The organism is Arthrobacter pigmenti (genome assembly GCF_011927905.1).
GTDB classification, from domain to species: Bacteria; Actinomycetota; Actinomycetes; order Actinomycetales; family Micrococcaceae; genus Arthrobacter_D; species Arthrobacter_D pigmenti.
The window spans coordinates 212,347-225,161 of sequence record NZ_JAATJL010000001.1; the positions used below are offsets into that span (position 1 = coordinate 212,347).

Below are 12,815 nucleotides of genomic sequence, written 5' to 3' on the forward strand. Positions count from 1 at the left end.
GTTTCTACCGATTGGCCAAGCTCATGTCCACGCATTTAGCATCGAAGCGGTCCCAGCCCGGACAAGCCCGCCTCCGCCGTGAAGCGGTCACAGGCATCCTGTTTGTCCTGCCAACCCTCATCATCTTCGCTGTGTTCAAGTTCCTCCCGATCGGCGGCGCCGGTGCAATGAGCCTGACGCAGTACAGGCTGAACGGGGACGTCGAATTTCTCGGCGCCGAGAACTATGAGCGCCTGTTCGCAGATCCCAACTTCTGGCAGAGCCTGGGCGTCACCCTCGGTTACGTGGTGATATTCGTTCCCCTCATCATCGTCATTTCACTGGCGGGCGCAGTTCTCCTGAACAACCTCAAGCGCCATGACGGCCTGTTCCGGTCGCTTCTGTTCATCCCGTACCTGAGCTCGTTCGTCCTCGCAGGCATCATCTTCAAATGGATCTTCTCCAACGACGGCCCGATCAACGTAGCGCTTGCCGGTGCCGGACTCGGTGCTATCCCCTTCCTGTCCGGGGACCAGTGGATTGTTCTTCTCTCCCTGGCAATGGTTGCGGTGTGGAAGGGTTTCGGATACTCCATGCTCATTTTCCTGGCCGGGCTGAAGGCGCAGCCGGGGGAGATCCACGAGGCCGCGAAGATCGATGGAGCCACAAGCTGGCAGACGTTCCGTCACATCACCCTGCCGTTGCTGAAGCCGGTGACATTCTTCGTGCTCGTCATCGAGACAATTGTCGGCTTCCAGGTGTTCGACACGGTCTACGTTATGACCGGAGGCGGGCCGGCCAATGCGAGCCACAGCCTTATCTACTTCCTGTACGACCAGGGCTTCGAGTTCTTCGATTTCGGCTACGCCGCAGCAATCGGAATTGTGCTCTTCTTCATCGTCCTAGTGCTCTCGCTGGTTCAGCGGCGGTTCTTCAATGAAAAGGCGTAAATGATGACTACCGTATCTTCCACTCCACACTCGGCGGGAACATCCGAAGGGCCGTCCCGTCCTCAAACGGGGAATCCCGGGCCAGGCGGCAGGCAGCGCAAGCGCAAGTCGTTGAACACCCCGCGATGGTCCATCGCTTCGCTCATTGTTATCTCATTCTTCACCGTCGCGCCGCTGCTGGCCGTCGTCGTCCTGGCTTTCTCACCAGCCGATGAACCGACCATTCCGTACGCTTTGCCGACGTCGCTGACCTTCGAGAACATCACCCGGATCTTCTCTGTCGGCGCGTTCCCCACCTGGCTCTTGAATTCAGTCCTGTACTCCGTGATTTCGGTAGTCGTGGTCCTGCTGACTGCCTCGATGGCGGCATACGCCCTTGCCCGCAAGCGTTTCCCAGGGCGGAATATCCTCCTGTGGTCAATCATTGCGACGCTGATGGTTCCCGTGCAGGCGACGCTGATCCCGACCTTCATCCTGATTGCGAACCTCGATGGCGTGAACACCATCTGGGGGCTCATTCTTCCTACCCTCGCCAATGGTCAGGCTGTCTTTTTGATCCGTCAGTTCATCCTGGACCTGCCGGAGGAACTCTTCGACGCCGCCCGCATTGATGGCTCCGGAGAATGGCGAACGTTCGTGTCAATCGTTCTGCCGCTGATTCGGCCGGTTCTTGCCACGCTCGCGATCTTCGTTTTCCTCTGGCACTGGAATGACCTGCTGTGGCCGCTCGTCGTCGGTCAGACGGACGAGGCACGGACGCTCACGGTTGGCCTCGCCACGCTGAATACGGAGCTTGTCTCGACGTCGAACATCATGGCGGCAGCTCTCATCAGCTTCATCCCCTGCCTGCTGATCTTCCTGTTCCTGCAGCGGCAGATCGTCTCAAGCATCACCTCCTCCGGCGTGAAGGGATGAGCCTACCCTCGTCCGGGGGAGTGCGGTTTGGGCTGGTCGGGGTGGACTCGGCCCATTCCACGCAGTTCACGCAACTCTTCAAGGAAGGCCGGGTTACGGGCGGTGACATCGTCGCCGCCTGGAAGGCACCGACGTCGTTGGACTTTCCACCGAGCCGCGACCGGAACGACGTATTGGCCGCGCAGGTCGCGGAGTTCGGCGTCGAATTCGTGGACACGCCTGTTGCCCTTGCGGACCTGTGCGATGCCTTCCTGGTCATCGCGAGCGATGCGCGTACGCACCCCGCGCTGTTCGGGCGTCTGGCACCATTTGGCAAACCCGTCTACGTGGACACGCGCTTCGCCCTCAAACGAAGCGACGCCGAGACGATGCTGACAACGGCGCGAACTCACGGGTGCCTGGCACTCGCCGGTTCCCCGAAGCGGTTCACGCCCGAATTCCGGTCCGTGCTGGATCATGGGCGGGTGGAGCGGATTGAGCTTGAGGGTGCCCTGCCCACGCAGCCCGGCCACCCGGGGCTTGCCTGGTACGGCGTGCATCTGGTGGATCTCGCGGTTGCGGCACTGGGGCCGGGATACTCCGAAGTTGAGGTGCTGGCGCCGGGCCGGGTGCGGCTTCTCTGGCCTGATGGGCGCGAAGCGCTGCTCAGCGGGGAACCCGAATGGAATCCGTACACCAGGGGCGTGGTCCACGTCGACGGTGCTCAGCATTCATTCGAGATCGAGGCTGCCGGGAGTATGCACGTCGGCCTGCTCACGTCGATCATCGAATCCTGCCGAACCGGCGAGCCCAATGTGCCCGAGCAGGAGATTCTCGACATCGTTTCGATAGTCGAATCTACCGGCTGACGTCCGACCGTCGCCGGATATCCCACTGAACCCGGGTGTTCAGTGGGCAGAAGCAGTTCCTGCCCACTGAAAGCCGTTGTTCGGTGGGATATCCCGTTCCGCATCTAAGGCAAGGAGAAGGCGGTGGCGCCCCGGGCACCACCGCCTTCTTGTGTCTTCCAAGACAGGAATCAGAAGCGGCGCGGAACCTCCACGCGGATCAGGTTCCGGTCCTTCAGTGTGTAGAGACGCCCGCGTTCGTCAGCTGAAATGTGCGGCTGCCCGCCGTACCAGGCGCCTTCCAGCTCGCCGACAAGTACGTCGAGCTCGAAGGTGCGCCGGTCGATGCGGAAGAGCGCCTTGCTCGACACCCCGTAGACACGGCCCTGCGCGACGACGAGGTTGGTCCGGCGCCCGCCATGTTCGGAGATGTCCGCCCGGTGGACGATGCTTCGTTTAGCCAGATCCACCACACGGAACCCGCCGTCGTTCAGGACAACGTAGAGGTGCTTGCCCAGCACAGCCATGCCGGTCACCGGCGCATTGTGCTCCGGATCAAGGCTCCACAGGACCTTGCCGGTCAGTGGGTCGACGGCGGCAATCTCACCTGCCGGTCCAGCACCCGTGTCGCCTCCGCCAAGGTAGGCAACACCTTCATGCGCAACAATTGCCGGGATTGACTTGCCCGCACCGAGCGGACGGTCGTAAACCGTCATGTCATCGGTTGCCGGGTTGTAGACGCCGAGGCAGCTGCCGCCTGCGGCGTCGGACAGGGAGACCACCAGGACGCGCTTGTTGGTCTCGTCCCAGGTGACGCATTCGGGCCGGTTGAAGTCGGAGGGCAGCGGCGCCGCCTGGGCGGGCTCCTGGCCCTGGCCCGGTGTGTACGCCCACAGCCCGAGGCCGCTGTACTGGCCCATCCAGAGGCGTTGATCGGCCCAAATGGCGTCCTTGGTTTCCCCCGGAGCAATCAGGTTGACCACCTCGCCGGTCCTGAGTGAGTGCCGGGCGATCGCTCCGTTGGCGGCGACGTAGGCAAATCCGCCGCCCGCCGTGACACTCATGGCCAGCTGTGGTTCCGCCGGGGCGCCGGCGGCGATCAGCTCGGTGCGTGTGGCGGTGAGTGCCTGGAGGTCGATGTGAGCCACGAAACCGTAGGCGGACACCGCGTGGAGCTTGTCTTGCGCCCAGGCCATGCCCCATACCTCGCCGAGCTCGAGACCATCCACCTGGAGCGGGCTGACGGTCATGGTGGAGAGGTCGCAGATACGGGCGTTGTTTGCCCGTGCAAGGAAGAAGACGTTGTCGCCGTGGACCTTCATGGCCTTCGTGGTGATGCCATCGTGCCGCACCACCTTGTAGGACGAAGGGTCGTTGATATCGATGACCGCAACGTGGGAGCCGGTGTTGTTCGCCGTGCCTACGACAAGTCGATCGCCCTCGAGACGCAACTCGCGTATGGTGTCGTCGTCCGCCAGTTCTGCGGGGAGAATCGATGTGAATTCCCCGGTTGCCCGGTCATAGGCGGCAAGTACAGCCTTGCTGGCTTCCCCACCGCCCAGCGTGTTCCCAGCACCGAAGTAGACGGTGCTTTCCGTAGCGGCGATTGCCCGCGCGCCGGTGGCGGTGGGCTCGGCGATGCCAAGCGCGGTGATCTCGCGCGTGGCGGGATCAAACTGCCAAAGATTCCCGCCGGGTTCGCGTCCACCGAAGAACACCATCCCGTCCGGTGCTACCGCCAGTGCCCACACGCGCACTTCACCGGCGCGACCCAGGGGCTCTGCCGGTGACGTCGGATTATGGAGATCCCACCGGTACAGGGTCGGGATGCCGCCGGCCGCGTTCTCCGTACCGATATAGAGATACCGGCCGGTTGGGTCGGCGCCCAGCGACTGGGTGGAGCGCCCCTCCGGGATCGAGGTCTGCCCTACCACCCGCCCAGAGGGGATGTGGTAGGCGATCACGAACATCGGTTCGACATTGCGTGATCCGATATAGATGGTGTCTTCAAACTGATAGGCGCTCTTCGAGCCGAACTGCACGACGCCGGGTCCCAGGTCCGTCACGAGGACTTCCCGTGGGGTAGCAGCAGAAGCAGGGTCCGCGAGGGCGCCTGCAGTTACCGCAGCAAGGGCTCCCGCTGCGCCGAACTGCAGCAGACCGCGTCGGGATAGCTCTGTCAGCGGGCTGTTGTCGGAACTGTACCGAGTCATCATCGACCTTTCGTTCATTTAATTTGTCACTGACAAATCTAATGCTTGTCGCGGTATCGTGGAAGGGGTAGCGACGTTTTCCAACCGAAAGGTATTTCCGTGAACGAGCACGTGGGGCATTCCCTTCCGTCATGGGCAACTGAGGCGAGCCTGGGCATCTTCATTCATTGGGGCCCGTATTCGGTGCCGGCCTGGGCGGTTCCTTCGGGCGTCTCGGGCTCGGTCCCGGAAGAGGAATGGTTCGCCCATAACGCCTACGCCGAGTGGTATGCCAACACCATCCGCATCAACGGCTCACCGGCAGCGCAGCATCATTTTTCGACCTACGGCGATATGCCATATGACGGGTTCCTCGACCTGTGGCGAGCTGAGCAATACCAGCCGGCCGAGTGGGCGGGGCTCTTCAAGGCTGCAGGCGCGGACTACGTGGTGCCTGTGACGAAGCACCACGACGGCGTTACCCTCTGGGATGCGCCCGGTTCCGGGCAGCTCAACACCGTGCGGCGAGGACCTAAACGTGACCTCCTTCAACCGCTTGCCGACGCCGTCCGCGCTGAGGACATGCGATTCGGCGTGTACTACTCGGGCGGCCTCGACTGGTCTGTGACCGAACTTCCGCCGCAGGAGACTTTCGATTCGGTCACGGCCCTGCGCCCGAACGATGAGGCGTACGCAGCCTACGCCACGGCACACGTCCGGGACCTGATCGATCGTTACCAGCCCTCCGTGCTCTGGAATGACATTGAATGGCCCGACGCCGGGAAATCCAACGGTACGATCGCTGAACTCTTCGCGTACTACCGCGAAGCAGTTCCCGACGGCATTGTGAATGACCGGTGGGGCACGGATGACTGGGATTTCCGCACCAGTGAGTACGCCCTCGACGCCCACCATGAGACCGGGACCGGCTGGGAACATAACCGCGGACTCGGGTTCTCCTTCGGATACAACCAACTGGAGGATGAGTCCACCACCCTCCAACCCCGTGAACTGGCACGCCAGTACGCAGACATCGTTTCCCGCGGAGGCAGGCTGCTGCTGAACGTGGGGCCGGATGCCGCCGGTCGCATCCCGGCTGTCCAACGGCGCACGCTGGAGGGCATCGCACCCTGGATGGCCAGGGTGAAGCCGACGACGGCGGGACGGGAGCTGCTCAAGGAAGCCGACATCGCAGTCACCTTCCCGAATGGAACGAACGGGTGGTGGAGGGGCTGGTCAACCAGGGGCGCCGTCGTCGTTGTAACGGATGAGCCCGACGTCGAAGTAGTTTCCCGACAGGGGCGCAAGGTGCAGGTCATCGAGCTGCCAGTCTGACTGGCCGTCACAGCAAAGCTGCCGCAGGTCCTCAGCGGACGCTGCGGCAGCTTTTTGTCTAGCTAGCTACGGGTCACTGGCCTGAACGGCGGCCCTTGCGGTCGGCACGTAGCGTGGCCACGGAATCAGTGATGCGGATGAGGTTGCGCTCGCGCAGAGTGTAGAGCCGCCCCTCTTCGTCAGTGCCCACCCGCGGCCAGCCGTACCAGCCGCCGTCGAGCCCTGGAACAAGGGTGGACGGCGCGAAGTTGGTGGGGTGGATCCGGAACACGCCCTTGCTTGAGACGCCGTACACCACGCCCTGGTTGGTCACCAGGGTTGCCTGGTCGGGGGAGTGGAAGGAAATATCAGCCGAATGCACAACCGACGTGCTTTCGAGGTCGATGATGAACAGGCCGCCCCCGTGGGAGATTCCGTAGAGGTGCCGTCCACGAACAGTGAGCTCACCGATTCCACGTGACTGGCCGGTCTCGAGGCGCCAGAGCTCGCGTCCGGCGACAGGATCGAATGCAACCACAGTGGCCTGCGAACCCTGCGACGTCAGGTTCTCGCCGCCAAGGTAGGCGATGCCTTCATGGCTGGTGATCGCGCGGGTGAGCTGCTCCTTCGCGATGGGGTTCTCGTAGACGTCCACGGAGCCGGTATCCGGATGGTAGACGCAGAGGGATCCGCCGCCGAGTCTGTCCGACTGCACGCCGACCAGAATCAGGTTGTTGACGGGATCCGCTGCTACCCGCAGGAGCCGGTTCTGCAGGTCTGGAAACGGTGCAACAAGGCTCGGAGGCGTGCTTGTCCGCGGGTCATGCGCCCACAGGCCTCCGCCGTTGTACTGGGCAAACCAGACGACGCCGTTATGGAAAGTGGCGCTTTTGGCCTCGCCCTGCATGGGGAAATCGATCTTCTCACCGGTGGCGAGATTGTGCTGGGTGACCTGCGCGTTGGCGCATGCGTAGGCGTACCCCCCGCCGGCCGCGATTCCCAGGATCATCTGCGGGCCCGGCCGCACTCCCGCCTCGAGGAAGTTGATTTCCCGGGCCTCCAAGGTCACAGGATCGATAACGACGGCGTGCAGCAGCGTCGAAACGACGACTATCTTTCCGTCCCACTCCTGCACACTGACCATTCCGGCCAAATTCGCGCCCGGAACCCGCAACGTCGCGGCCTTGCGCGTCTGCGGGTCATACGCCATCAACCCGGCGCCCCGGAAGTAGATCTTGTCCCCAACCTTGCAGAATTCGCGTACTTCCTTCGCGGCAACGGATACCACCGTGTAGCTGGTGGGGTTTGACGCATCCATCACGACCAGCGGAGTGGGTGCGGTGAATGCGGTGACACCGACAAACAAGCTGCCGTCAATGACGGCTATGTCGCGCACGCCGGAGCCGGCTTCGAGTACCTCTGCGGGGGTGATATCGGTGGTTCCACCGGTGGCCCGGTCGATCGCGAAGAGCCGCGCCTGGGTTCCGCCGCCGGTCAGTGTCATCACACCGCCGGCGAAAACGGTGGTGTCCGTGGCTGCGACGGCGGCGATGCGGTCCAGGTTCGACGGCATCGACCCGAGCAGGGTGGTTTCACCGGTTGCTGGATCCCACTGGTAGGCAGTCGTCGGATTCCACCGGCCTGCGAAGAACACCATGCCATCCGGTGCGACGGTCACGGATTGCAGGTTCTCCTCCGGCCTGCGTGCAATGTCCTGAGCTTTCTTCTCCGGGTCTGTCACATCGATCCGGTAGAGGTTTCCGGTGGTTTCAACCTTGTTGTGATCACCGCCCGCGTAGACGTACCGCCCTGTGGGATCGGTGGCCATGGCCATGACGGCATTCATGTAACCCAGCGGGCTTTCCGAGACGGCCTGGCCCGTTCGCAGATTCACGCCGAACACAACGGGTGGGTCCATATTCCGAGACCCGCAGTAGAGGACGTCACCTGCGACCACTCCGCGGTAGAGGCCGAGCTTGGTGGAGGCGGCGCCGAGGTCCTCGATAACGGGGCCGGTGCGAAACGGGTTAGCGCTTGCCGGGGAGAGGGACAAGGCTCCTGTCGCTAGGGCTGCCCCTGTTACACCCGTGAGCTGCAGGATCCGGCGTCGGTCGATCATAGGTTGCGGTGTCATGGTTCTCTCTTCGTTGAGGTGGAAATCGTGGGTGGGACAGTGAGTGCGGCCTCATCGAGCGGGCGGAAACAACCGAAAAACGAGGAAAAGGACGTTATTTCCGGCCGGTCGATGAGCTAAGCGGCTGCGACGGTACGGAAGCCGCAGTTGCTGCTGGAGGACTCCGGCGAGTTCGAGGTCCTCGCCGCCACGCGGTACCGGTTGCAGTAGGAGTCGTGGCACAGGTAGGAGCCGCCGCGCATCACGCGCCCGGACCCGATGGTCGGCCCAGGCGGGTTCTCCGACGGTGACTTCCGGTAATACCTGGGCAGGAACCAGTCAGCGCACCACTCCCACACGTTTCCGCTGACTTCGTACAGGCCATAGCCGTTCGCCGGAAAGGACCGTACCGGCGCGGTGCCGAGGAATCCGTCGTCGACCGTGTTTGAGCCTGGGAAGGCTCCCTGCCAGATGTTGCAAAGGTGGCGGCCGTCGTCGTCGTACAGGTTGTTACCCCAGGGGTAGCGGGCGCCCTCGAGCCCGCCGCGGGCCGCGTATTCCCACTCGGCTTCCGTGGGAAGACGGCGTCCGGCCCAGCGGCAGTACGCAAGCGCGTCATTGTGTGAAACGTGAACAACCGGATGGTCGCGCAGATCCGTCCAGGACGAGCGCCCGCCCAGCGGGTGGGCCCAGTAGGCACCGCGGACGTTGAGCCACCACGGCGCGCCGGCGGCGGCCCCGACTATGTCGGCCGGATCGGCTCTCACCACAAGATGGAAGACAGCCGATGTGCCGTACTGCTCAGCCTCCGTCCGGTACCCCGTGGCGTCGACGAATCGGGCGAACTGCTCGTTGGTCACAGCCGTGGTGTCCATCCGGAACCCGTCCAGCCGCACCTGGTGCACGGGAGCTTCGCCATCCGCAGGGTAACCCTCACCGAAGGCGTCACCCATCCGAAAGGAGCCGGCCGGAATGGTCACCTCTGCATGATCCACAGAGCCGACGACGACGACGGCCACGTCACCTGAAGATGGCACCTTCCCTGGACGGGACGGACTACAGCAGCTCACGATTCACTCCTCCCTTCCTGATCAGACTCCCATAATTCGCCTCAGGTTTCAGCGCCGGGGATGGTCGTTGATCTGCACCAGGTTGCGGCCGCGAAGGGTGTACAGGAAGCCCTGCTCATCGTTGGTGATGTGGGCGCCGCTGTACCAACCGCCGTTTACGTCCGCCACCACGACGGTGACCGCGAACGTCTTCGGATCGAAGCGGAATACGTTGTGATCGGACACGCCGTAGACCACGCCGCGGTTGGTCACCATCGCAGCGAATCCGCGCGCGACGCCGCTGATGTCTTCCTGGTGGATCAGGCGGCGCTTCGGAAGATCGATCACGAAGGCGACTCCAGTGCGTGTCACGCCGTAGAGGTGCTTCCCACGCACGGCCAGTGCCGAAACACCACCTCCCAGGCCGGGCTCGAGGCGCCACAGTTCCTTGCCTCTTCGCGGATCGAACGCGACTATCGTTCCGGGCCCGGCAGTGTTCTGGAGGCTCCCGCCGAGGTAGGCAACGCCGTCGTGCGTTGCGACCGCGCGGACGTACTGCTGGTCATCTATCGGATTCAGGAAGTACGCCGAGGTGCCCTTGTAGGGGTTGTAGGTCCACAGTGCGCCGCCGCCTTCGGTGTCGGACTGCACTCCGGCCAGCACCAGTCGGTTCTCCTCGTCCCAGTGCACGTCCTGCGGCCTGTTCTGGGATGTCGGGAACCCGGCCACCTGATGCATGGGGTCGCCGCTTCGGGGGTTGTAGGTCCAGATGCCCTGGGAGCTGTACTGTGCGGTGTACAGGCGGCCGCGGACCATGATGGCGTCCTTCGCCTCTCCCGGCACGCTCATGTTGACCACCTCATTCGAACCGAGCCTGTGCTTCGCGATGACGCCGTTGCCGCCGATGAAGACGTAGCCGGCTCCTGCAGCAAGTCCCATAGTGGTCTGCGGGTCACCCGTTGCACCGGCGTCGGCAAGGTCAGTCACGGTCGTGGTCTGGGCAGCCGGGTCCACTTCAGCCACAAAGCCGAAGTCCGAGACCACGAGCACCTTGCCGCCGTGGACTTCCACGCCCCAGATCCCGCCGAGCCCGGGCAGCCCGTCGAATTCCACAGCGGAGACCGCATTCTCGCTCAGCGAGTACGCAACCAGGCCGGTGGTGCTTCCGAAATAGACCTTGTCGCCGTCGATGGCGAAGTTCTTGGCGGTGGTGCCGATGGAGGTTGCAACCGAGTAGGAGGAAAGATCATTCAGATCGATCGCAGCAACCTTGGACTCCTCGGTCGATGCCGCCGAACCGACGATCAGCTTGTCCCCGAAAACCGCGAGGTCGCGGATGCTCGGGTCGACTTCCATCTCAGCGGGAGTAATGAGTGTGAAGGCTTTGGTCGCCCGGTCGTAAGCGTAGAGGCACGCACGGCTGGCACCGCTTCCGCCGCCCAACGTGCTGCCCGCGCCGAAGAACACGGTCGTCTCGGTTGCGGCGACGGTACGGGCGAGGGTCGCTCCTGAATCCGGTACACCGAGGTTGCTGACGTCCCCGGTTGCCGGATCCCATTCCCACAACGCGGGTGGAGCGCCCTGCGGGGTATCGCCGACGATAAAGAGGTGGCCATCGGGGGAGACGCTGAGCGCGCGGACGTTGCGCTCTTCAGTGCGGCCGATGGCCACGGCGGGAGTCGAGGGCGTTGTCACGTCCCAACGGAAGAGGTTGGGCTCTGAGTTCAGGCTCTTCTTCAATACGCCGGCGTAGAGGTAGCGGCCATCTGGGTCTGCCGCAAGGGCCTGGATGGTGTGCCCCTCGGCGAGCGTGGTCTCCGCGACGACCTTCTGCGTGGGGAGGTGGAAGGCGATGACGCGGGCCGGCTCAAGATTGCGGGACCCGATGTAGAGGGTGTCGCCAATGAGTTTGGCGCTCATCAGTGAGTACTGCACGACGGCGGGGCCAAGGTCGACGATCTCGGTGCCTTTTGGTCCGGCGGGTGCGAGGGCCGGCAACGCTGATGCAGAGTTTGCGCCAGCCAGGCCCAGGGCAGTGGCTACGCCGGCAGCGCTGCCAGCTCGGAGTACAGTGCGGCGGCTGATATCGATATTGCGCATAACGTTTCCTTCGGTTGAACGGGACGTCTGGGGAGACGAGTGCAGTCGAATGCGAGGGGCTTTGACGCTGCGCCCTGGGTGTGACCCAGCTTACGTTCAGCTTGGGGTGTTTTGTCAATGACTAAATTATATAGAATGTGACTTAGGTCAACTCTTGGGAGTGGCAGGCGCTGTTGAAAGGGAAGACATATGTTGAAGGCCAGGGCTGGAAGTAAGGCCCTCATTCGCGAAATCAATGAAGCCCTGATTCTCGACATTGTCCGAAGTCGGGGCCCAGTGGCCCGTGCGCAGATCGCTGTCGCAACAGGTTTGAGCGCCGCAACAGTGACCGGCATAACGGGCAAGCTGCTTCGAAACGGATTCCTCGTGGAAACTGATATCCGGAACGGCACCGGGGGCCGACCTGCCCGGCTCCTGGAACTCGGAACGGACACCGTGTTCGCGGCGGGAGTGCGACTTTCCAGCACCGAAGCCTATGCGGCCCTGGTGGATCTGCGTGGAACCGTCGTCGGCACGCACCGGGAGAAGCTCAAGTCGTCGGACCCCGCGGACGTTCGCAGCTCAATTGTGCGCGCTGTGCAGAAAGTAGCCGGACCGCGCAGCATTTCTTCGCTTCTGGGCCTGGGGATCGCACTTTCCGGAGTGGTCGATCAGAAGAGCGGCCACGTGCGCCACAGCGGTTCCCTGGGCTGGGAAGATGTACCGCTTCAGGCGGAACTGCAGGGCACGGTAGCGATCCCCGTGGTGGTGGACAGTTACGCGAACTCCTTCGGGATGGGTCTTCTGCTTTTCGAGGACAAGCTGGAGGGTCGTGACCTGCTGGTTTTCAGCGTGGGAACCAGCCTCGGCGCGTCAGTCATTGTGCAGGGTCGCATTCATCGCGGCTTCAACGGGTCCGCGGGCGGATTCGCCCACTCGCGGACCTCCGATGCAACCGACCGCGCACTGCCCTGCCACTGTGGGGCCACGAACTGCCTGGAGACGCGGGCGAGCTGGTGGGGGATTCAGCAGGAACTTTCGGAGGGGATCTTCCCGGACAAGTCCGCCGCGCTTGCCGATGCGGCTCTCCACCTGGGCACGGCGATGGCCAATGTCGCCAAGATTTTCGGCCCGGAACGGGTGGTGCTCGCGACGGCACCCGAGGTCGACGGACCGGAGCTCGCCCAGCAGACCGCGGAAATCTACCGTGAGCAGTACAGGCACGAAAAAACGCCGGCACCGGAACTTGAAGCGACCACGGCAGACAACAATTCGGTGGCGAAGGGAGCCGCCTACATGGTCCTCGCGCAAATCTTCACCGCGAACACGTCCGAGGCCTATGCGAGCGCGGACCTGCTGGAACTCGCGGTGGCGCAGCAGGGCTGACTTGTACGCCG

9 protein-coding genes are annotated in these 12,815 nt (G+C 63.3%); 5 read left to right on the forward strand and 4 right to left on the reverse strand.

Annotation, left to right across the window (positions count from 1 at the left end):
* Positions 1-23 precede the first annotated feature (23 nt).
* From BJ994_RS01100 to BJ994_RS01110, 3 genes are read left to right on the forward strand one after another with little or no spacing between them, the layout of a single operon-like run.
* Positions 24-929, forward strand: a complete 906-nt coding sequence (locus tag BJ994_RS01100; protein WP_167990554.1) for a carbohydrate ABC transporter permease — start codon at positions 24-26, stop codon at positions 927-929.
* Positions 930-932: 3 nt separating this feature from the next.
* Positions 933-1,844 (forward strand): carbohydrate ABC transporter permease, encoded by a 912-nt coding sequence (locus BJ994_RS01105; RefSeq protein ID WP_167990556.1) that lies wholly within the window; start codon positions 933-935, stop codon positions 1,842-1,844.
* The gene (locus tag BJ994_RS01110) at positions 1,841-2,692 is read left to right on the forward strand and encodes a Gfo/Idh/MocA family oxidoreductase (protein ID WP_167990558.1); all 852 of its coding nucleotides are present in this window, start codon (positions 1,841-1,843) and stop codon (positions 2,690-2,692) included. The genes BJ994_RS01105 and BJ994_RS01110 overlap by 4 nt, the downstream gene beginning before the upstream one ends.
* Positions 2,693-2,862: 170 nt before the next feature.
* On the opposite strand, the gene BJ994_RS01115 is transcribed toward BJ994_RS01110, so the two are convergent.
* The gene (locus BJ994_RS01115; RefSeq protein WP_167990561.1) at positions 2,863-4,884 is read right to left on the reverse strand and encodes an outer membrane protein assembly factor BamB family protein; all 2,022 of its coding nucleotides are present in this window, start codon (positions 4,882-4,884) and stop codon (positions 2,863-2,865) included.
* Positions 4,885-4,983: 99 nt separating this feature from the next.
* Between BJ994_RS01115 and BJ994_RS01120 the strand changes: the two genes are divergently transcribed.
* Positions 4,984-6,198 carry an alpha-L-fucosidase gene (locus BJ994_RS01120; protein WP_167990562.1) on the forward strand — a complete coding sequence of 405 codons (1,215 nt, stop codon included), beginning with the start codon at positions 4,984-4,986 and terminating at the stop codon, positions 6,196-6,198.
* Positions 6,199-6,271: 73 nt separating this feature from the next.
* On the opposite strand, the gene BJ994_RS01125 is transcribed toward BJ994_RS01120, so the two are convergent.
* The 3 genes from BJ994_RS01125 to BJ994_RS01135 all read right to left on the reverse strand — a co-directional run bounded on the left by BJ994_RS01125 (position 6,272) and on the right by BJ994_RS01135 (position 11,439).
* Positions 6,272-8,311, reverse strand: coding sequence for an outer membrane protein assembly factor BamB family protein (locus BJ994_RS01125; RefSeq protein ID WP_167990564.1), 2,040 nt, complete (start codon positions 8,309-8,311; stop codon positions 6,272-6,274).
* A 116-nt stretch (positions 8,312-8,427) separates the two neighbouring features.
* Entirely contained in the window at positions 8,428-9,327 is a 900-nt protein-coding gene (locus tag BJ994_RS01130) for a formylglycine-generating enzyme family protein (protein ID WP_342450210.1), read from the reverse strand.
* 81 nt (positions 9,328-9,408) lie between these two features.
* Complete coding sequence (locus BJ994_RS01135) at positions 9,409-11,439, reverse strand: outer membrane protein assembly factor BamB family protein (protein WP_167990566.1); 2,031 nt, start codon at positions 11,437-11,439, stop codon at positions 9,409-9,411.
* 189 nt (positions 11,440-11,628) lie between these two features.
* Between BJ994_RS01135 and BJ994_RS01140 the strand changes: the two genes are divergently transcribed.
* Positions 11,629-12,804 (forward strand): ROK family transcriptional regulator, encoded by a 1,176-nt coding sequence (locus BJ994_RS01140; protein ID WP_245192221.1) that lies wholly within the window; start codon positions 11,629-11,631, stop codon positions 12,802-12,804.
* Positions 12,805-12,815 lie beyond the last annotated feature (11 nt).

Coding starts and splice junctions, on each gene's coding strand:
- BJ994_RS01100 (WP_167990554.1), top strand. CDS start 24: ATGTCCACGCATTTAGCATCGAAGCGGTCCCAGCCCGGACAAGCCCGC.
- BJ994_RS01105 (WP_167990556.1), top strand. CDS start 933: ATGACTACCGTATCTTCCACTCCACACTCGGCGGGAACATCCGAAGGG.
- BJ994_RS01110 (WP_167990558.1), top strand. CDS start 1,841: ATGAGCCTACCCTCGTCCGGGGGAGTGCGGTTTGGGCTGGTCGGGGTG.
- BJ994_RS01115 (WP_167990561.1), bottom strand. CDS start 4,884: ATGACTCGGTACAGTTCCGACAACAGCCCGCTGACAGAGCTATCCCGA.
- BJ994_RS01125 (WP_167990564.1), bottom strand. CDS start 8,311: ATGACACCGCAACCTATGATCGACCGACGCCGGATCCTGCAGCTCACG.
- BJ994_RS01135 (WP_167990566.1), bottom strand. CDS start 11,439: ATGCGCAATATCGATATCAGCCGCCGCACTGTACTCCGAGCTGGCAGC.
- BJ994_RS01140 (WP_245192221.1), top strand. CDS start 11,629: ATGTTGAAGGCCAGGGCTGGAAGTAAGGCCCTCATTCGCGAAATCAAT.